Source organism: Oligosphaera ethanolica (genome assembly GCF_030814695.1).
Lineage (GTDB): Bacteria > Verrucomicrobiota > Lentisphaeria > Oligosphaerales > Oligosphaeraceae > Oligosphaera > Oligosphaera ethanolica.
Genome location: NZ_JAUSVL010000001.1, coordinates 781,991 through 802,928, shown reverse-complemented (window position 1 = coordinate 802,928; position 20,938 = coordinate 781,991). Strand labels below are relative to the sequence as shown.

The following is a 20,938-nucleotide window of genomic DNA, read 5'->3' as shown; positions in this document are numbered from 1 at the left end:
ATGACGCATTGGACGCCGGGACGCTTGGGGACCGGTTGGACTCGGGGGACCGGTTGGTGCTGGTGCAGTGGCGAGGACTCAGGGACTCATGAGGCATGGTCCCATGGATTGGACTCCGGGGACTTTCTGGACCGTGGGGAATGACGTCATGGACGCCGGGACGCTTGGGGATCGGTTGGACTCGGGGGACTGACTGGCGGCTCCTGGGAGCGCCGCCGTCCCGGCGGCATTCGGCCAGCCGGGACCGTGGGGACGCCAGGGACCGTGGGGACCAGTTGGCTGCTGCGCACTGGGGCGAGGACTCACGGACTCATGAGGCATGGTCCCATGGATTGGACCGTGGGGACTTTCGGGACTGTGGGGAATGACGCATTGGACGCCGGGGACTGATTGGCCGACTACGGGGACTCTTGGGCGTGATCACGTATTTTTTGCGGTGCTTTTGGGCACGGGGCGTGATATCGGCGGGGTGGTTGTCGTTATTGCTGGAAGTAGCGGTTTGGTGCGGTCGGGCAGCTGTGAGCGATTTGCGCCCGCGATTTGCGGTGTCAGAATGCTGATGGCATGGTCGGCGGCGTAATACCTTATATGCGCTCGTGTTTGTAAGTATTCTTGCGACGGAGTCTTATTTACAGTATGTTACCGGTTATAATTGGCGCGGATTGCCGCACGGGTGGCTGCAAGGCTGCGACATCGTTATCAGGGACAGTGGGTTCCATTGCCTCTTTGGCGCTTTTGCCGCTTCGTGGCGATAAAATGCAGGTGCGGTAGAGGGCCAATCGTGTGGTTATTGCACGAGCCATCGGCCCTGTGGAAATTGAAAACATTAAAGTATTGGATGCCGATGACACATACGATTCGCTGGTTTGGGGTGATGTTTGCGGCGCTGTTGCTGGCGGTGTTGTGCGTCGTGGCGTGGATTGCTGGTGAGGGACGTCTTTTTGGCGGCGATACGGAAGGCACTCTGCGTTTTTCCCGGACGACGCTGCGGGTGTTGCGGGATGCGCGCCATGACCATTATGAGCTGCGCTGCAGCTTGGCGGCAACGCCTGCCAACGCCCTGCATGGCGATGAGCTGTTGCTGGCTTTTGGAGTCAGCGGCGCGGACGACGGTGCCATCTTGCGTTGGAACCGGCGCGGCATTTTTCTGAAGCAGCGTCGTGCCGGTCGCGAGACCATGTTGGTGGAGAAGCCGGATGCCTTGACGGAGTCGCTAGCGTCGTCAGATCTGCTGATTCGAGTCATGAATGATGAGATCGAGGTCGTTTCAGGTGGCCGGCGTTTGCTGCGGGCCTTCGCACCGGGGCTAGGGCGCGGCGCAGTGGCCTGTGGTGACGGCCGCCGGCACGTGGCCGTCAATGATCTGCGCTATCAACGGCTGGAGCCGTTTCGATTTGCTGACGATTTCATGCGCACGGAAGAAGAGGCTAAGGAATGGGGGCAGTGGCGGCCACTGGCCGGCGATTGGAAGATCTACTCCGTGATGGAGCTCATCCACGACAATCCGGCGGCGAACATCCGCAAGGGCCGCGAGCCGTTGGCTGACCGCAGCCCAAATCCCTTCTGTCTGTCGGGTTCGGCGCCGGACGGCCCGGGGATGATCGTGACCGGCTTGCCGTTCTGGTGCGATTATCGCGCGGCGGTGTCGGTCAAGCCCTTTGGTGGCGCTTTCGGGCTGGTCTTTGGCTATCGCGATGCAGGCAACCACTGGCTCCTGCGCTGGTCGGCCAATTCGCTGGCGCCGACGCCGGCGCCGCTGGAGCTCGTGGTGCGCGAGCAGGGCGTGGAACGCGTGGTCGGCAGCGTCATGCTGGCCAGTCGGGCCGAAAACTGGTGGCGGCTGGGCGTAAAACAGCAGGGCGACCGCGTGGACGCCTTGGTGGATGGCGTGGTCGTGCTGAGCTGCCGGGATCAGGCCAGCGTTGGCGGCGCCGTCGGGCTCTACAAGGACGGCGCCCAAGAGGCCTATTTTGATGACTTGGAAGTGGCGTCCGTCAGCGAGATCGCCTGTCGCCGCCTGCTCAGCGAAGCGGGCCGGGCCTTGGCCGGCAAGTGGCGCCTGGCCGACGATGACCCGGTGGCGGCGGCGAGTGCCGACTGCGATGTACTTGCCGTTCTCGACAGCGGCGCCAGCACGACGACTGGCTTGCCCGGCGCGCTCTACCAGATCGGCTGGCCGCACTGGGCGCCGCAGCGCTTTGCCGCGACGGTGCTGCCCGCCGCGCCTGGGCCGTCGCGGGTCGCAGCTGGCCTGGTCTTTGGCCTGCGGGATGAGCAGAACTACTGGTGTGCCGGGTGGTCGCCAGCGGAGAATGGCCGGCTGTTCCTGCAGCAGGTGCGGGCCGGCCGTGCGGATGAGGTGTTGGCGCTGCCCTATGCGTGGTCCGGCGAGGCCCCCCTGTTCTTGGCGGTGGACAGTCGGCAGGACGGCGTGCTGGAACTCTGGGCCAATGACGCGCTGATGCTGCGCCAGCGCCTGCAAACGGCGGCTGCCGGCACCCAAGCTGGCGCTCTTGGTGGCGCGGTCGGACTCTTCGGTGCTGAGGGCGCGCAATTCACGCAAGTCCGCGCTTTTGCGGCGCATGGTCGCGACTGGGAGCAGCCGGTTGACATCGCCCGCTTTGCCGATGATCCATTCATGCAAGGCTGGGCGTCATCACGCTACTCGTGGCTGCGGGACGACGGCGATAGCGCGGACTACCCCCGGCGTTATCGCCACAACGGCGATTTCTACGGCGCTTTTACGTTGATTGCGCCGTTGCGGGGCGGCTTCAAGGTTTTTTGGGGGCTGGACGACCTGCAGCCGGCGGTAGGCTACGCACTGCAGTGCGAGCTGTCGCCGGAGACTGACGCTGGCACGCTGAAGCTCCTGCGTGGTGGCGAGGCGTTGGCCGAGGCGGCTTTCAGCGGCAAGACCCGGAGCGTCCTGCCCGGCAAGCAGATTGTCGATGAGAAGATCGGCGCGCAGCCGCGCACGCCCGACACGGAGACTTGGGGGCAGCTGGAACTGCGTCGCGATGGCCATGCCATTTGGGGCGTTCTGGACGGCGAGGAACTTTTCTGCGTGCACGACCCCGCGCCACTGACGGGCCGTTGTTTTGGGGTGGAAGTACCTGCCGCCATGGACTTCATACACCTTGACATCCGTCGCGAACGCCTGCGTGACTATCTCTTCGAGCGGGCCGAGACCGACTGGAACAGCGTCGGCCGCTGGGAAGTGACCAACCGCTTTGCCTGCGACCCGCGCTGGTCGCACATGAATGGCGAGAGCCGCGGCGTCGCGGCGCTGTGGAGCAAATTTGCGTTGGCAGGCGATTTCACCATTGAGTGTTTTGCCGGCATGCGCATGCGCCAGGGTGAATTGCAGGAGGGCGCGCAGATGTCCTACCCGCGCGTGGGCGATATCAACGTGGCTGTCAATGGCGACGGCCGCGAGCTTTTCTCTGGCTACAATCTCCTGGTCGCAGCCTGGGACGAGCGCTGGTCGGAGACCTGGACGCAATTCTGGCGGCGGGACGCCGTCGTCGCGCAGACGGATCGCGAGCTTATTCCCCGTGGGCGGCATCTCTCGCCCGGCACGCGCGCCGTCGCCCAGGAATGGGATCCCGGCGGCCGACCCGTGCATGGCGCCTGGTACGCATTGAAGATTCGCCGCACGGGCAGCCGCTACGATGTCAGTTTTGACAATACGCCGGTCTTTTCCTACACGGATGACGAGCCCATTTCCGGCGGAAAGTTGTCGCTGTGGACGCAGCATAACAGCATTGTCCTGGCGCGGGTGAAGGTCAGCTATCGCGATCTGCGCCTGCAGGCGCCGCTGCTGGCGGCGTTGCCGGGCGAACAGCAGGGCCGGGCGCAGGGGCCAGACGCCGCCGCCGCCGCCGCAGCCACCGCCGATAGTGGCGAGGCGTTGCCATTGCCGCCCCTGCAGCTGGCGAGTCATCCCACGCGGGTGATTGATTTTGAGGACAGCTTTGGCGGCGTGGAGCCATGGCATGGCGACCAGAGCGCGCAGCTACGCCGGCAGCGCCATGACGGCCGGCCAGGTCAAGTCCTCGCCGCGGAAAACATCAACTCCGGCGGTGATTTCGGGCTGGCGCTGCCCTGGGCGGATGTCGCGCTGCATCGCGTCGCCGATCTGCGCCTGGCCTGCCTGATACCCGCCGGCAGCTTGGTCAATCTCTATTTTACGGTCAAAGACGACCCGGTCGGGCGCTATTTCATTCGCTTGACGGGGCCGGGGCACGACGAGGCCAATCTGCATTGCGTGGGTGCGGTGGACGGCTTGCGCATCGGCGAGTGGTCCGAGCTGAACCTGGCCATTGGCGAACTACTGCGCGCGCGTTTTCCGCGCCGCGATCAGTGGCTGATCGACAGCGCCATGATTGGCATGCTGCACGAGGGCTATCTCAACGCTGGTCTGGGCGGCAACTACGCCGGTGCCAAGTACTACGTTGACGACATCGTCCTGGTTGGTTATGGACCGCAGGCCGTCATCGGCCAGTGGCAGCTCGCCGAGGGCCAGGCGGCGCCGTCCTGCCACGCGTGGATCAGCCAAAGTCCCGACGCTGGCGGCGCCGTGCCTGCCGCTGCCCCGGTTTTCAGCGACGCGTCCTTCACGCTGGTGGCGCCGCAGGCCGGTCCGGCCTGGCTGCTGGTCGAGACGCTGGCTAGCGAAGGCCAGGTTGCCCGACGTCTGCCGGCCATGCCCCTGCTGCTTGCCGCGGCGCCGCCGCCGCTGCCGGTGCTGCCCGCCGCAGGCGAAAGCTGGGGGCTCAATCCCCTGCGCGTGGCGCTGCCGGCGGACAAGCTGTCTTGGCCGTGCGTTGGCAGTATGATCTTGAGCGTCAATGGCCAGGACTTGCCGCTTCACGATGGCAATAGCGTTCTTGATGCCAGTACCGGCGTCCTTGAAATCCAGCCCAGGTTTGGCGAAAAGATAGTGGCCGATGCCGACGGCATGGTCGCGTTCACGCTGAGCTATCTGCCTGTCGCTGCGCCGGAGAAGAGCGAACCGACGCGGCAGTCCTGGCGGCTCCGTTTGAAGCCTGCCGACGATCGGACGCCGCCGGGGCCGCCACAGCTTGCGGGCGCCCATAGCGCTCTCTGTGGGTTGCGGCCGTGGCTGGATGAGGGCAAGGTCGCCAACGCCAAGAGTCAGGCCGACATTCAGCGCTACCGCCTGCCTGACGGCACGCCTGCCGCGCGCGTCACCAATCGCATTTGCGGTTCCGACTTTGGTCTGTCCTTCAATCTGCCGACCTTCGAGCTGGCCCGCTACCCCGTGCTGCTTTTCGACTACAAGATCCATCCCGACAGCCACGTCGATCTGCTGCTGCGGGTATTGGGCAAGATGCACAGCATTGGCCTGACTGACCTGGACCCGTCCCGGGGTCTGAAGCTTGGAGACTGCCCCGGTATTGTCGCCGATGACAGTTGGCGCTCGGCACAGCTTGATTTGCGCGAGTATAGCGGCGATCTCAGCGTGGTCTACGACGGTACGGGCCTGGCGACGACTGACATCGCCTTGGGCAACTGGCACTATAGCGGCGAGGCCGCCGGCAATCACTATGAAGTCTCGCGGGTGATGCTGGCTCCGCTGGTCAACAGCAGCGCCGCGCCGCCAAAGTTGTCCTGGCAGCTGCCCGATCCCGGCGACATCACGGCCTACAGCTACCAGTGGGACCGTGAACGCGACAGCGTTCCGGATACCACCCCCGAAGGTGCTGCGACCAGTACCACCATGCCGGAACTTGCCGACGGGCTTCACTTCTTCCACATCCGTGCCTGCGATCAGGCTGGCAACTGGGGCGCGACCGCGCATTATCCTTTTCTGGTGGAAAATGGCCTGCCGACAATCGCCTCGGTGCTGCCTGAAGACGGCGGCGCTGCCGCCCCCGAGCAGATCGAACTGACCTTTGCTGATGACGGTACGGACTGGCTTGATTTCAGCAAGGTCAAAGTTAAAATCAACGGCGATGAACGACGCCTCGACCGCTACTCGCTGCAATGGGACCGCGCACGACGCACGCTCAGCTGGAATTTGCTCCGAGATTGGGGACTGCTCAATAAAGCCGTGGCCGACGGCACGCTCTTCACCGCTGAAATCAGTGGCATCCGCAGCTTCGCCGGTCGCGAAATTCCCGCGAAGAGCTGGCAGTGGCGCCTGGATTACGCGCAGGACAAGACGCCGCCGCAGCCGCCGATGGTCGTGGGCAATGACAATGTCTTCCAAAATACCGAATCTTTCAGCGGTAGCCATAATTGGCGGGGCCAGCCCCAGACTAATCTGGCTGTGGTTCAGGACGACGCCATTGCCAGCCAGTGCCTCGAAATACGTTATCGCGCCAAGGACGGCGGGCGCTTCCAGGCCAATGCCTGGCTGCGGCGCGATACGCTTAAAGACAGCCCGGCCCTGCGCTTCCGCTATCAGATTGCGCCCGGCACCAAGGTCAATCTGCTCCTGCTGATTGAACGCGAGTGGTACAGCGTGCGCATGACCGGCAGCGATGAAGCGCCCCTCATCGGCGCAATCAGCGATGCGCGCGACGACGGCCAGTGGCGCTGGGCGTGGCTGGACCTCCCCGAACTTATTGCCAAAGCCGTGCCCGATAAGGCCGACGCGCGCTTGCTGCAGGTCGCTTTCGGTGAACGCGGCGCTGCCGCCGCCGAGAATGTCCTGCGCATCGATGACTTCAGCGCCGTCGGCGTCTTCGGACCGCTGCCGCTCATCAATCTCCAACGCACGGACGCCAGCGGCATCGCCGCCCATGAGGCGAAATTGAGCACGATGCCTGACGACGAACCGCAGGTCGCCATGTCGTCCACAGGCGGCCGGCAAACCCTGCAGGCCGTGGACCAGGAAGGCCTGTGGTTCGTGCATGCCCGCTGCCGCGATGGCGCCGGCAACAACAGCGAGACCATACACATTCCCTTCCTGTGCCGCGAGCCGGCCACTGCGCAGCCCGACGGCGATGGCTGGGAAACCGCCACCGAGGGCATCTGGCGCCTCCGCGCCGTCCAGCGCTCGCAATCGGCCAATGCGACGCTGTGGCCCATTCGTGCCGGCGAGAGCAACCGCCTGCTGGGCCTGCAGTTCTATGGCGGCCGCAGTCAGCCTATGGAGCTCTATCGCGAAGTGCCCGACGGCACTGTCGATGCGTGGAAAACAGGCATCGGCGTCGATCTCTTCTTGCAAGGCGCCGGCGAGGTTGAAGTGCGCGCGGCGCTGTACCTTGCGGACCAGACCCGGCCGGTCTTGAGCCAACCGCTGATCATCAAAGGCGGTGACGGCTGGCAACGCGGCCTGCGTCTGCTTTTTACCGCTGCTGACGTACCGGCCAAGGGCGCCGCGCGTCATGTCGCCTTGCGCCTCAAGCGCAATGAACGCACGCAGGCGACGCTGCTCGTCGACGCCTGCCGCTGGCTGACGCCCAACCTGGCCAAAAAGCAGAATAAGGCTCAGCAGAAAGACGAAAAGGGGCAATGATTCATGTCAATGTTCGTTTTTCTTTTGTAACAGGCTTTCATTCAGGTTGTTGGCAAATATATAGTGTGCTGTGTATGTGTCAGAAGAGGGGAAGCCTGGCATTCATCCCGCAAGGAGCCATGACTGGCGCTGGCGACTTTGACGTGGGGCAGGATCGCGAGAGTTTGCGGTGTGGAACCGCGAAAAAACTGCCTTGGGGCTGGCAAAGAAGTGTCGCTGCACTATATTTAATGTTCGCGTCTTACCATCATTCATACAATGATTATGGCATAGGTCCAATTCCGGGAGTAACGACAATGGCAACAAGTACATTCCGCAACAAGAACATGGTCCGCCCGAAAAAGTCGGCGGCAGCGAAGCGTCAGCGCGTCAAGGCCCAGAAGAAGCGTCTGGTTTCTTTGGGCATGACTCAGGACAGCGTGGCGAAACTGCAGAGCGATGACCTGCGCGCGCTCTTGAGCCACCCCAAACGGCTCGTTAAGGCCCTCGAAGTTCAGGCCTGAACCGCCTAGCGGACCACAGTTGTACTTATAACGCCCGGTGATTGCCATAGTGCAGCCACCGGGCGTTTTCCGTTGCTCACGCCAATGCAATCACGCAATCACGCGATGGGTGTCCTTTTTTTTCTCACGCGAAGGCGCTCTCGCAAGGGCACGTGGTTCTTTTTTTCTCACGCGAAGGCGCTCTCGCAAGGGCACGTGGTTCTTTTTTTCTCACGCGAAGGCGCGAAGGCGCGAAGAAAACGAAGATGGCAGCTGGTCGTGCCGCTTGCGCGGCCACGACCGGCTGCCGATAGGAAGGCGCGAAATCTGTAGCCGCGCGGTTTCGGGAGTCCTCTGTAGCCGCACGGCATGCCGTGCGGCTAAAATACCGCAGCTTTGACCGTGTTTTGTGGAAATGGGCGGTACATTATGATTTTTGGACCGGCGTTGTTCACACAGAAGCGAGGAGTGACGAAGATGGCGAAACAATCCATGGTGTCATTCGTGGTGGCTATGGCGGTGGCGGCGTCGGCAATGGCTGCCGAACGCGAGTTGATCATTCACCGTTTTCAGGGCGAGACGGCTACTATCACCCTCGGCAGCGAGTTTCCGGGCGCGGAGGGCAGCTATGCGCGACATCGCGACAGCGACGACGCAGCGTGGCATGGCCGTCTCAACTACAATCTCAGCAAAGGCGCCTATGTTGCCGTGGTGTTGCCGGAGCTGCTCCCGGAGGGCTGTCGGGTCGTGACCTTCCAGCTGCGCTGTTCGGTGCCCAACACCCGCATTCATCTGAAGACCACTGATGACAGCAAGCAGGAGCATATCCGCCGGCAGGTCGTTAAAGACGCCGGCGTCTGGACCACGTTGAGCTTCGAGATCGAGAAATTTGCCTCGGCCTGGCATGGGCCTGAGGACGACAAGCGGATCCATTGGCCGGTGCGGGCGTTGCAGATTGGCGTCGAGCGCAATGAGCAGTCGCCGATTGGCAGCGTGGACCTCGCCGACCTGCGGGTGCTCACTGGCGCGTCGGTGGCGCAGATGCCGTCCCTACGCATGCGTTGTGAAGCGACGCGTTTCGGTGCCTTGTTCTATCCCGATGAAGTGCCCGCGTTGCGCTGTCAACTTGAGAGCCGGCTGGCCGGTGACGCGGGCCGTTACCGCCTGAGCGTAGCGGTCAAGGACTGGCAGGGCCGGGAGGTTTTGCGGCGTGACAGCGTCGAAGCCATCGGCGCCGGCGAGACTCGCGAAATGCATTTTACGCCTGCCGAACTGGGCGATGCCTTCGGGGCCTTCGCGGCCGTGTTGACGCTGACCAATGACGCCGATCCCAAGGACCGCCTGGAACTCACGAGCTGGTTCGGACGCTTGAGCTCGGCGAATCCGCCGCCATGTTCATGGCTGGGCACGGGTATACATGGTTCGCACGGCTGGGCGCATGGCGACTTGCGTTTCATTGATATCTTCAACGCGGTGGGCATCGGCGTCGTGCGCGAGGAATTTCACTGGGCGGGCGTTGAGAAAAAACGCGGCGAGTACGTGGTTAGCCAGCGCATAGAAGATTTTGTCAATCGCCTGAATGAGCGTGGCGTGCGGCTTAATTTGCTGTTGTCCTACGGCAATCCCATATATGACAACCCGCTGGACCCGGCCGCCTACGCGGCGTGGGCGGCGTTCATGGCTGGCCATTTTCGTGGCCGGGTGAACAGCTTCGAGATATGGAATGAGCCTGCTAATTTCGCGTTTCGCAAGCACTACGGCGGCCAGCGTTATGGCGAGGCGCCGTGGATCGGCAAATTTGTCGAATTGAGTCTAGCGGCTGGCGCGGCCATTCGCGAAGTCCAGCCCGAGGCGATTATTGCCGTTTGTGCCGAGGACTACTGGCCGACCCTCAAGCAGATGATTGAGGAGGGCATTGGCCCGGCAGGCAATGTTCTGTCCATTCACCCGTATTGCCATGGTCAGCCGCGGCCGGAACGGGAGATGTTCCTGAAGGACAACGGCAAGGAGCTGCGCGCGCTCAGTCGCAAGCACGGTGGTCCCGAGCGCGTTATCATCACCGAGGTGGGCTGGGCTACCTACGAGGGCAACATGGAGTACCTGGCCATCGCCGGCGGCTACCCCCGTTCGAGCTACGTGCATCAGGCGCAGTACATCATTCGCATGTACCTGAGCTCGCGCGTGGCCGGCGCCGACTACGCTCTGCAGTACGATTTCAAGAATGACGGCCCAAACCGCAGTTACACCGAGCATAATTTTGGGCTGGTTCATGAGGATTACACGCCCAAGCCGTCCATCACCGCCATCGCCTTCCTGACGCGACTGCTTGGCCAGGCGGAGTGCGTGGGCGATCTTGCTGACGACCCGCAGCGTTTCCGCCTCTACCAATTCGATGCCGATGGCACCCCTGTCGTGGCCGCTTACTCCATCGAGGGTAGTATGGACATGGTGCTGCCCAAGGCGGCGTTCCGCCGGCTACGCGTCTTCGATATCCAGGGCAACGACCTGCCGGTGAAGAGGCAGGACGGCGATCTGGCCATCACGCTGACTGAAACGCCTGTGTACATCCGGGGCTTGGATGTGAACAAACTGGCGCGCAAGCTCGCTATGGAACTGGAATCGAGCGCCGCAGGCAAGGAGGTTATCCTGGGAGACGGTGTCGTTGTCACGCCGTCGTTGGTCAACCAGAGTGGCCGCGTTCTGCGGCGCGCCCGGTGCCGCTGGACGTTGCGGGACGTCGTCGCCGACAAGGAGTTGACCGCTGGCGCGCAGGACTACAAGCTACCGAAACGCATCAAGGACGGCGAGGCCTTTACTCTGCCGGCCATTGTGCTGCCGCTGGCGGATCAGCAGTGGCGGGCCTATCGGGACCGCCGCCTAAGACTCAGCGTCAGCATCGAAGCCACCGGCATCACGACCACGCGCAGCATTGAGTTCACGCCTCGCGAACCGCTATATGCCACTGTCGGCAACATCGTCCTCCATGATGGCCGGCCGGCCATACCGCTGAACATCTATTGCCGCGGCGTCGTGCCGCTGCGGCCGCGTATCAGCGCCAGCGCGCCGGGCTTTGCCCTGGCCACAACCGGCGCCGAGCCGCCTGAGTTACCGCCTGGTGAGTGGACGACGCTGTGGCTGCGTGCTGACGATGCTGCCGGCGGGGTTAGCGCGGTTTTGCCGGCGGCGACGAGCGTCGAGGTCGTTATTGCACTGGCCAGCGGCTGGCAGCACCGCGCGACCCACACCGCTTATCTCGGTGTCATCCCGCGCTTGGCGGCGGCGCCGGCGCTTGCGGGCGACTGGTCGCAGTGGCAGCCGGCGTTGCCGGTGTTGCAGGACAAGGGCGATGGTCAGCGGCGACTGATCGCCCTGGACGGCTTCAGCTTTGCCGGCGATGCCGACTTGCAGGCGACCGCGCGGTTGGGTTGGCATGAGCGCGGACTGTACATCGCCGTGATGGTGCGCGACGACCACTTCTTCCAGCCATACAGCAACAGCGACGCCTTGTGGAATGGCGACAGCGTGCAGCTCGGTCTGAGCGCCGCCGGCGCGCGCCGTTTTGTGGAACTGGTGGTGGCGAAAATCGGCGACAACGCGCAGTGCGTCGTCACCGACGCGGCCGGCACGGGCCTCAAGGCCGCTGCTATCGCCGTATCCTGCGTGGCCGCTGGCGAGGGGCGCTGGCTCTATGAACTGTGCGTGCCGTGGCAGGCGCTGGCAACGCTGAAGGCCGCGCCTGGCGCCGATCTGCGCTTGTCGCTGCTGGTCAATGACAATGACGGCCAGGGCCGCAAGGGCTGGGTCGAACTGCACAGCGGTATCGGCTTCAGCAAGGACGTTACCCGGCATGGACTATACAGCCTCGGGCAATGAGGAGCCATGCGGGGATCCAGCTATTACCGCAACCAATCCGTTCACAATGGAGATCGCCCCATGAATCGTCTGAGTGTAGCACTGTTGGTGACGGCGCTGTGCGCCGTGTTCGCTGAGCCGCCGGCCGGCAAGAATTGGCAGCTGGTCTTCGATGATCATTTTGACTATCCCGATGCGCAGCTCGACCAAAATTGGATTGCCCAGAATGGCCCGAATGGCCACATTCTCTGCAGCCGCTGGCGCGAGAATGCCCGCGTTGACGATGGCATTCTCAAGCTGATCAACCGCAAGGAACAGCGCGGCGGCCAGGACTGGACCAGCGCCAGCCTGTGGACCAAGCGCCGTTTCAAGTACGGCTATTTCGAATGCCGCTACAAATATGCTGCCGCTACCGGAACCAACAACTCGTTCTGGCTGACCACGATGCACACCGCTGGCAAGCTTCCCGAGGGCAACAAGCACTTTGAGATCGACATCAATGAGGGCCATTATCCCGACGAGATCAACATCAATATTCACAACTGGAGCGATTTCTGGACGGATGACGCCGGCAAGCGCCGACACCACGCCTGGCCGAAACGCGTCTGCCTGACCCCGGCGTCGCCGAAGACCGGCCAGGCCCCGTGGGAGATCGTGCTGGACGTGCCATTGCGCGCCAGCAAGGTCCGCTTCTCGTCACGCCATCCCGACCGTTTTCACCTGCGCACGCTGCGGGTGTTTCCCAAGCTCGCCGGGGGCGAGTACCCGGCCGTCACGAGCAACGCGCCCCTGCCGGATGGCTTGGTCGATTACGCGCGGGCGGCGACCATCACTGCCTCCAGCGGCAGTAACCCGGACTATGCGCAGTACCGCGTGGAACACGTCATCGACGGCGGCATCGGCACGTCGTGGATCACGCCCTACGACGGCGAGAAATTCATTGAGCTGGATTTAGGCGCTGAACGCGAGGTGGGCTGCGTGCAGTTCCTCACCGGCTGGCGCGATGGCGAACAAGGCTATGTCTTCTACGTGAATTCTTTCAGGGTGGAGCTGTGGGTGGACGGCGCCTGGCGCGAAGTGGCCGCACAGGAGCCCACACCATACGTGCCAGCCATTGACCTCAGTGCGGAATTCCACACCTACGCCATGGAATGGAACGAAAAGGAACTCATTTTCTTCTTCGATGGCAAGGAGATTGACCGCCGCGAAAACGATATTTGCCACTGGGAAGCGCCGGTCTACCTTAGCCTGGCCATCGCCCGTTTTGCCGGGCAGGTGACTGACGCCATCGACGGCACGATCATGGCCGTGGACTACGTCAAGGTCTGGCAGGAAAAGCCTGGGGAGTAAGTACAGTCGCCCCAGGCTTTGCTTGCGCTCAGGCCAGGAGCTTGGCTGCCCCGGCAGCTAGATTCGTCCGAATTGGCAGAATGCCTTGGGGGATATGCCGGCCTGGGTTTTAAAGAAGCGCGAGAAGGCGTATTCGCTGCTGAAATTGAGCTCGTGGGCGACTTCCTTGATGGAGCAGTGTGGGCGGCTCAACAGCGCGGTGGCGCGGTTCATCAGCATGCGCGCAACGAATTTTTTGGGTGTAATGCCGGTGTCGGCGACGAAGTTTCGGCTGAAGGCCTCTCTGGACAGGTGCATGATGGCGGCCAGATCGGCGATGCGGACATCGGCGCGGCAGTTTTTGCTGATGTGGTCGATGACGGGCTGGTAGGCGGCGAAGCGGGCGGCGTTGGTGTAGTCGTTGCCGCCGGTATTTTTGATGACGCGCATGACTACGGCGAAGGCGAGTTGCTGCAGTTCCAGTGCGGCGGGGAGGAGCTCGGCGGCGGTGGCGCGGTGGAGTTCCAGCAGTCGCGGTAGTTCCGACGGGGCGTCTTCGCAGTAGATGAAGTGACGGCCGGCGAAAATGTCGGTGGCGCCGTAAAGTTCGACCTTGCTGTGGATGGACAGGAAGACTAGGCGGCTGTCAAGCCGGAAGGTCGCCTGGTGGAAGGCCGGCACGAAATAGAAGTGATTGGGGCGGAGGGGGTGGACACTGTCGGCGTCGCCGATGTAATTGGCGTCGCCGCCGGGATTATCGAGCACGAAGAACATGCGGTTGACGGGCATGCTGTTAGGCGCGTGGCCGAGGCAGGGATAGATGCCGCGGGCGAAATGCACCAGGCTGAAACGCAGGCGCTGGCTGAGGCGGTAGATATCCGTCCGGTCGTCGAGGAGTTTGGCGGTCATGGCGGGTGCTGGGTGTGTGTGGAAAGTTGCGTAACGATGGTTGGTTACTGCAGGTCACTGATGGCGATGCGACGGAGGCGGAGGCGGTTGAGGACACCGCCGCTGTCGGCGCCGCCGGCGCAATAGGCGAGCAGTACGGCGTCGGACATGGCGTGGATGGCGCAGTAGCAGAAGCCGTGGTCGGGTGAGTCTTCGATGACAATGCCGGTGGTCCATGATCGCGCGTTGTCGCGACTGATGGCGGCAACCAGCGGGGTGCGGCCCCAGCTGTCCTTGCTGCTACCAGCGGGAAGGAGGCGGCCGGAATGGTCGTTCCAGACGGCGATGATGCCTTGCTGGTCAGCGAGGTATTTCATGCTCAATGGTGAGGTCGGCGACTGGAAGGGGCTGGCTTCGGGCGCGGTCCAGGTCTCGCCGCTATCGCCGGACATACTGCGGTATTGGCAGCCGGCGCCGGTACGGAACCACGACAGCAAAGCGCCCTCGCTGAGCTCAATCACGCCGGGCTCCTGCAGTCCGGCCGGATTCTGCACGGGCGCCGCCCACCAATGGCTGGCTTCGCGCCAGCTTTTGCCGTCATCATCGGAGAGATACCACAGGGCGATGCCGCGCCCGTCGATAGCCGTCGCTGAGCGCAGGCGATGGTAGGCCACGGGGACGACGAGACGACCGCTCGCCAGCTGGATCACCCGGTCGTTGTTCAGCACGAAGTAGCCCGGTGCGGCGATGATCGCTATTGGCTCCGACCAAGTCCGGGCCTCGTCGCGGGAAAGCCGCAGGTAGGGCCGGCAGTCGTCAGGGCCATTTTTGCGCAGGTAGAAGAAGGCGATGTCGCCATTGCCGAGGCGCAGCAGCGACACACTCATGACATTCTGGCGGCCCTCGTTGGCCAGGAGCATCTCGTCGCTGTCGCTCCAGGAGCGGCCTTGGTCGGCGGAGCGGCGCAAGACAATGTCGGCGCTGGCGTGGTCGGCCCACTGACCGTGGTAGCGCGTGTAGGCAAAGAGTAGCGTCCCATCGCGCAAGGCCACAAACGCCCCTTCCGAATTGCGCGCGTTGCCAGGCGCTGGGTTGAGCTCAAGAACAATGCTTCCGGGTAACATGACATGGCCTCCTAAATGGCTACTCAAGACACCCCGTAACAGTAAAGCCCCGGCCCGCGTTGTCAACGCCCAGCAGTATACGGAAAGCGAGGTTGACTCGGTGGACCTTTGTGGCGGCTGCGTTGGAGCGAGGACTCACGACTCATAAGGCATGGTCCCATGGATTGAACCGTGGGGACTTTCGGGACTATGGGGAATGACGCATTGGACACCGCAGACTTATTGGCCGACTCTGGGGACTCCTGGGAGCGCCGCCGTCCCGGCGGCATTGATCTTGGGAGCGCCGCCGTCAATCATTTTCACCGGTCCCAGGGGGGCCCTAGGGCCGGCTCGTAGCAACATTGCAAGTAAGCGGTCACCCATTGATAATGACGGCCAAACATGCCGCAGACGTTAACCCAGGTAAGCAAGGGAGTTCCATTGCCCCTTTTGCCCCAGTCAGCTTCGCCGACTGGGGCAAAAGGGGCCGAGGAACACGAACATTGTCGCCGTTGTACCCAGGGCGGCGCGCGCTTTCAGCGCTGCTTGCCCTGGGCTGGTATGTTTCGCGCTTTCAGCGCTTCTGCCGCTTCGCGGCCTGGGAAACGGGCGCGTTTGACTCAGCCAGAAGCTCTATGGCTTCATTATCAATGGGTGACCGATTACCATTGAAACACAAATTGCCGCCTCGGGTAAATTGACTAATCCCTCTTTGCGGCCATATTAAGGGCTCGCTTTTGGCCCGGTAGCTCAACCGGATAGAGCAACTGCCTTCTAAGCAGTAGGTAATGGGTTCGAGTCCCGTCCGGGCTGCCACTTCAACCGCTTTTTGCTGCCATGCCAGCGTAGCTCAGTAGGTAGAGCACTTGACTTGTAATCATGAGGTCACCGGTTCGATTCCGGTCGCTGGCTCCATTGTAAGCTCCTAACTCATAACGAGTTGGGAGTTTTTTGTTTTTATGGCTGTTTTTACTTTTTGTCAACATTTTGCGCCGTTTGTCAATAACACAATGTGACAAAGGGAGAGTCAAGGGGGGAGCAGCCGCGACTTCAGGGGGCATCAGCCACGAAAACGAGTCACCCTGCAGACGCGGGCTGAGCGCGTTGCGGTCATTTGGCATGGCATTTCAGAAGCCACGCATTCAAGTCGTTTTTGCACGTTTCCGTGTCGGTCACCCGATCAAATTCGCAGAGGGCGAATTTTTCCCGGATGGCGATGCCACCCATGGATTCCGGATATGCGTCCGCAATCTTTTTGAGCCGCAGGAAGCCAATGCGGATTGCCGGCAGCTTATCCCGCAGTTCTTTGACCAGATCAATGGTCTGTATCCGCTGTTCGGGGATAGTGTAGTCGTACACTTTCATGGCATCGAACGCGGCGCGGATGAGCCGCATCAGCGGGAAGGCATTGGCAAAAGCCGGGGCAAAATCTCCGGTAATGGCCAGATCCTGATCCTCCGGGAAGATGCGGGCCGGGTCGATATGTTCCTGCTGCCAGTGGTCATGGCGGTATCTGTCACGCAGGGCCTTTTTCCGGAAATCCGGGATATCCATGGGTTGTCCTTCGGCTTCGGCGCTTCTGAGTGCCTGAATACCGGCCAGGGTCACATCGGCGGCGGCATAGATGTCCCAGGGCGCTTTTTCGCCGGTCAGAATTTGTCGGGCGAAGTAATACAGTTCCCAGAAATCGCCGCCGCCGTGGCCGGCTTTGGCCGCCAGTTCGCCGAGGGCGTCCCATTTTGCGTCGATGGTGATCGTATGCGCCGACCCGGTCGCACCGACTTTGAGATTGAACCGTGGATACAGTTCCGCTGCCGCTTTCGTGCCGAACAGCCGCTGATTGTGGCTGTCGGCAGTCGTTCCGCCCATTAAATTGCGCACAATGCCGCCGTTGCTCATGTGAATAAGCGACGGCGCGAAGGCGCCCAAATTGGGCAGTATGCCATCGGTTTTACGGCCCTTGCCGTGCACCGTGCCGATATTGAGCACGTCTTCGGGGAAGGCGACGACTTTTTCCGGGCGGAGGCCGGTAATGACCATCACCGGTCCTAGCGAGTGGGTGCAGTAGTAGTGATAGTTGATCCATCCGCGCCAATGATGAAGCTGATTGCCAGGAGCCAATGGCTGGCCATTCGGGTAGCAGACACAGGGATTCGCGCCACCGTGCACGTACTCGTATTCCGCATAGGTCATTTCCCCGAAAAAGCCCTCGCGGTAGAGTTTTGCCAGATACATGTTCTCCTTGCTGAAAGGATAGTTCTCAGCAAGATTGTAGACTTTACCCGTCGTTTCCACGGCTTCGACGAGTTCCACCCCCTGCGCCGGTGTGAAGAAGGCGGTCACTTCACTCAGCACGTGCTTGCCCGCCTGCAGCGCCTTGATGGCATGCATGGCGTGGTCGGGGCAGAAGGTGGCAATCAGCACCGCGTCAAAATCCCGCGCCAGAAACTCATTCTCGTCACAGGTCACAAACGCGTCCGGACAGCATGCCAGAAAGTTCTTCCACGTCTCCTCGTGAAAATCACAGCCAGCGACCACGTCGATATTGAGTTCCTTGGCTGCCTGGATGAAATTGCTGCCTCGGCCCAGACCCCAAATGCCCAGCCGAATCCGCTTGTCGGTGTTGAAAATGCCGCCCATCGTCGTATCTCCCGCAAATGGTTGCATGTAAGGCCTGCCTGCGTGTCAGGGTCGTTTGGGAACCATCTCCGCGAATCGGGGCCTGTTTACTATCTGAACTGTTATTTCATACTTATCACAAGCACTGGAAGAACTGGTTTTCCTGCTTCGTGGGTAGGGCGAGCGCATAGGTTAGGTCAATGGCCAGTCACGCAGTTCGCCCGCTGCGAGGGTCACGCTGTATTCCTGGCCTTCCCAGGCGAAGCGGAGGGTCTGGGCATTATCGCCCACATTGGCGAGAAAGACCATAGACTTGTCTCCAGCAGCCGAACGCCAGACATATCCGAACCACGCTGGCATGTGTCCTTCTACCGTCGGCGACAATGGCGCATCCTTGACTTTCCACATGAAAAAGGCCTTGCGTCCCAGCCAGGTCAGAGGCATTTCAGGAACCGCATCCAGGAACGACACTTCACCCAGCAGACTGCCATAGGCGAAATAGTCCAGATGTGCCTGACGGAATTCCGCGAGACTCTTCAGCAGCGCGCATTTGTCAGACTGCTCGAGAATCAGCGGATGATACCACCCCAGCGCCTGCCCCCAGAGCAGTTCCCGCGTCTGCGCTGCACGAAAACTTTTGAAGTCGTCATCCTGGTTTTCCGGGGAGCAGAAATAGGTCGTATAGCCGGAATAGACGGCGTGGAAGAACGGGACATCATCCGGGGTGCGGATTGTAACCTGCAGATAGCCGTCGATGACATTCATCCACTGCTCACCCGACCCCTCGGTGGTCACAAAGGCGTTCTTTTGCGCATAGTTGGCGTGAATTTTTCGCAGCAGTGCCTGATAGCCATCATAATACCAGGTTCCGCCGCCAAGCGGATGATTATGCTGTGGGTTAAAGCAGGCTTGGCCGGCGCAAGCTCCGACCTGATCGATGAAAATGGAGCCCGCTCCCAAATCCAGCACGCGGGAGCAGAAATCATTGGCCACATCATCCCATTGTGGTGTATAGGGGCACATCGGCGACATCGGCGGTGTCAGCGTCCCATACCGCTCTACGCGCGCCTCGCCATCGGCATTGGTCACTGCCAAATGTTTTACCAGCTGGTAACTGAGCAGATTGACACTCCACAGCCGCCCATTGACATAGGGCATTGCCTCACAGCCCAGTGAATGGCAATACTCCAGTGTCTCCTTTACGCCCGGCTGTTCGGGGAAGTACTCGGGATAATTCACGTCGTGTCCCGAATGCTGCCATAAATGCCAGTGGATGCCCACGGGTGAATTCGGGAAACACGCATGCGCTTTCGTCATGGTCTCCGAGACTTCCTCGGGATAGGCATGAATATTGAGCCAGAGTGGTATCTGGCATATCCGTTTGGGATAATCCGCGCGTTCGACGATACGCCCTTTGGCAGTCCAGGGCGCCGTCAGTGCCCAGTTGCGATACAGTTTTGCCGCCGACCACCAGTCTCCGGCCAAAGCCGCCACCGTGACTTCGTAACGCGGGCCTTCCGCCGCTTTCCCCGGCAGTCCCGCATTTTCTATCGGTGTCACAAATGACAAGTCATTCTCCCTGGACATATAGAGCTGCTTGATGCGTGCCTGGGAATCATGGGCTGCAAAATACAGGCCCCTCCTGTCCTTGAAGAACGCCGTCATCATCGGGTGGTATCCCATGCAGCCGAAATACGCATCACGTTCGCCCCACGGACGTTTCGGCAACAGTCGCGCTCCCAGATCAGGACGTGGCAGCAGCACATCGGCTTCGCCTGATTCTGCGACCTGTCGAAGCACAGGGTAGCGCGTCTCCGCCAGTGCATACAGCGCGCTTTGGTTTTGGACCTCCAACGACCACTTGCTGGTGTCATCGGCCGCAAAGCGAACCGTCGCCCGAACCGTGACCACGGCCTTTTCGTCACCCAAATCCAGCCCGTCCCAGATGAACGTCGCGCCGGCTTCGCCTTTTTTCTCCAGACGCCGGCCACGGCAAGGTGAAACGTTCGTGAGTTTTACACTGAGCTTTTCCCCCGTAGCCGTTGTGTTCCAGAAAGTCGCCTCCCAGAATGACGCCCCCGCAGTAGAAACGTGCCCAAATGGCGTGTCATTCGCGCCTTTGTTGAGAATCCGCCGGATGCCAAACCCCTCATCCGCGGTTGCGAACTCGATGCGAAGCGACTTGTTTTCCAAACGTTCCATATTGCTCCTTGCCCTTATCCTGAATCCGTGAAAGAGACGGTGTCGAAATTAGCTGCGGTCGAAGACGCGGACGAAGTCGATGACGAAGGCGTCTTTTTCGGCGTCCTTGGTCAATTCGGGGGCGGGTTTGTCGCCGCGGCGGTATCCCTGGCATTCGGTGGAGAGGATGATGAATTGTTCGCAGTGCGAGACGGGAATATCTGATCGCCAGGATTCCTTGCCGTCGATATAGAAGACATAGCCATTGGGGCTCCAGTCCATGCCGTAGTAGTGGAAATCGTCGAGGCTGCCGAGGGTGGGGATATTACCGGAGCCGACGTGCTTGTGGTCTTTGCCGTAGCCGCCCCAGTGGAGATTGTGGCTGACGAGGCCGTCGCGGGTGAAATTTTCCATGATATCGAGTTCAACGCCGGTGGTAGCGGTGTCCATATTAGCGCCGATGATTGGTGACTGCATCCAGAACGCCGACCACCAGCCGGGTTGTTTCTGCAGTTTGCAGCGCACTTCGTAGTAGCCGTATTTGTGGAGGAATTTGGGTTCGGAGAACTGGGCGATGGGCCAAGACAGTGCGGACGAGTAGGGGTTGCCGGGGCGGTCGAGGAAGTTCTCGCCGGTTTGCAGCTGGGTGCTGTAGAAGTGTCCGTCTTTTTCGTAGGTGGTGAGGTGCAGGTTGCTTTCGCCGTCGAGGAAGAAGGCGTCTTCGCAGAAAGTGCGGAAGCGTTGTTGCATAATATGCAATCTGGGGAACCACTTGGCGCGGTCGAGTTCGGTGCCGTCGAATTCGTCGTTCCAAGCCAGCTGCCAGGAATGGCCATCGGGGAGGAGACTTGGTGCGTGTTGCTGGTCGATGGTGATTTTTTGCATGCTAGGTATCTCCCTGGATTCGTGGTGGTGGTGAGGAGTGAATGGTGCGGGCCTGCGTGGGCGACGCAGTTGTCCTTGCAGCCCCGATAGTATAGCTCCGGATTGGCGGT

Annotated in this window: 9 protein-coding genes and 2 tRNA genes; 6 read left to right on the top strand and 5 right to left on the bottom strand. The window is 61.4% G+C overall.

Features of this window, described 5'->3' with window-relative positions; translation table 11 throughout:
- The first annotated feature begins 844 nt into the window (after nt 1-844).
- From J3R75_RS02785 to J3R75_RS02770, 4 genes are all read left to right on the top strand, one after another.
- Nucleotides 845-7,489: a hypothetical protein gene (locus J3R75_RS02785; RefSeq protein WP_307259800.1), complete on the top strand. Its 6,645-nt coding sequence runs from the start codon at nt 845-847 to the stop codon at nt 7,487-7,489.
- 296 nt (nt 7,490-7,785) lie between these two features.
- Nucleotides 7,786-7,992 (top strand): hypothetical protein, encoded by a 207-nt coding sequence (locus J3R75_RS02780; protein WP_307259799.1) that lies wholly within the window; start codon nt 7,786-7,788, stop codon nt 7,990-7,992.
- A gap of 456 nt (nt 7,993-8,448) precedes the next feature.
- Complete coding sequence (locus J3R75_RS02775) at nt 8,449-11,844, top strand: sugar-binding protein (RefSeq protein ID WP_307259798.1); 3,396 nt, start codon at nt 8,449-8,451, stop codon at nt 11,842-11,844.
- Between the two features lie 60 nt (nt 11,845-11,904).
- Entirely contained in the window at nt 11,905-13,173 is a 1,269-nt protein-coding gene (locus tag J3R75_RS02770; protein ID WP_307259797.1) for a family 16 glycosylhydrolase, read from the top strand.
- Between the two features lie 57 nt (nt 13,174-13,230).
- On the opposite strand, the gene J3R75_RS02765 is transcribed toward J3R75_RS02770, so the two are convergent.
- Nucleotides 13,231-14,061, bottom strand: coding sequence for a helix-turn-helix transcriptional regulator (locus J3R75_RS02765; RefSeq protein ID WP_307259796.1), 831 nt, complete (start codon nt 14,059-14,061; stop codon nt 13,231-13,233).
- A gap of 44 nt (nt 14,062-14,105) precedes the next feature.
- Nucleotides 14,106-15,164, bottom strand: a complete 1,059-nt coding sequence (locus J3R75_RS02760) for a sialidase family protein (RefSeq protein ID WP_307259794.1) — start codon at nt 15,162-15,164, stop codon at nt 14,106-14,108.
- A 718-nt stretch (nt 15,165-15,882) separates the two neighbouring features.
- On the opposite strand from J3R75_RS02760, the gene J3R75_RS02755 reads away from it, so the two are divergent.
- A tRNA-Arg gene (locus J3R75_RS02755) sits at nt 15,883-15,959 on the top strand.
- A 23-nt stretch (nt 15,960-15,982) separates the two neighbouring features.
- Nucleotides 15,983-16,058 (top strand) — tRNA-Thr (locus tag J3R75_RS02750).
- Nucleotides 16,059-16,253: 195 nt separating this feature from the next.
- Here the strand turns inward: J3R75_RS02750 and J3R75_RS02745 are convergent.
- The 3 genes from J3R75_RS02745 to J3R75_RS02735 all read right to left on the bottom strand — a co-directional run bounded on the left by J3R75_RS02745 (nt 16,254) and on the right by J3R75_RS02735 (nt 20,828).
- Nucleotides 16,254-17,810: a Gfo/Idh/MocA family protein gene (locus tag J3R75_RS02745; protein WP_307259793.1), complete on the bottom strand. Its 1,557-nt coding sequence runs from the start codon at nt 17,808-17,810 to the stop codon at nt 16,254-16,256.
- Between the two features lie 144 nt (nt 17,811-17,954).
- Nucleotides 17,955-19,964: a DUF6259 domain-containing protein gene (locus J3R75_RS02740; protein WP_307259792.1), complete on the bottom strand. Its 2,010-nt coding sequence runs from the start codon at nt 19,962-19,964 to the stop codon at nt 17,955-17,957.
- A 48-nt stretch (nt 19,965-20,012) separates the two neighbouring features.
- The gene (locus J3R75_RS02735) at nt 20,013-20,828 is read right to left on the bottom strand and encodes a glycoside hydrolase family 16 protein (RefSeq protein ID WP_307259791.1); all 816 of its coding nucleotides are present in this window, start codon (nt 20,826-20,828) and stop codon (nt 20,013-20,015) included.
- Between the last annotated feature and the right edge of the window lie 110 nt (nt 20,829-20,938).

Excerpts from the sequence above, each read along its gene's own strand:
- J3R75_RS02785 (WP_307259800.1), top strand. The coding sequence starts at position 845 with ATGACACATACGATTCGCTGGTTTGGGGTGATGTTTGCGGCGCTGTTG.
- J3R75_RS02780 (WP_307259799.1), top strand. The coding sequence starts at position 7,786 with ATGGCAACAAGTACATTCCGCAACAAGAACATGGTCCGCCCGAAAAAG.
- J3R75_RS02775 (WP_307259798.1), top strand. The coding sequence starts at position 8,449 with ATGGCGAAACAATCCATGGTGTCATTCGTGGTGGCTATGGCGGTGGCG.
- J3R75_RS02770 (WP_307259797.1), top strand. The coding sequence starts at position 11,905 with ATGAATCGTCTGAGTGTAGCACTGTTGGTGACGGCGCTGTGCGCCGTG.
- J3R75_RS02765 (WP_307259796.1), bottom strand. The coding sequence starts at position 14,061 with ATGACCGCCAAACTCCTCGACGACCGGACGGATATCTACCGCCTCAGC.
- J3R75_RS02760 (WP_307259794.1), bottom strand. The coding sequence starts at position 15,164 with ATGTTACCCGGAAGCATTGTTCTTGAGCTCAACCCAGCGCCTGGCAAC.
- J3R75_RS02745 (WP_307259793.1), bottom strand. The coding sequence starts at position 17,810 with ATGCAACCATTTGCGGGAGATACGACGATGGGCGGCATTTTCAACACC.
- J3R75_RS02740 (WP_307259792.1), bottom strand. The coding sequence starts at position 19,964 with ATGGAACGTTTGGAAAACAAGTCGCTTCGCATCGAGTTCGCAACCGCG.
- J3R75_RS02735 (WP_307259791.1), bottom strand. The coding sequence starts at position 20,828 with ATGCAAAAAATCACCATCGACCAGCAACACGCACCAAGTCTCCTCCCC.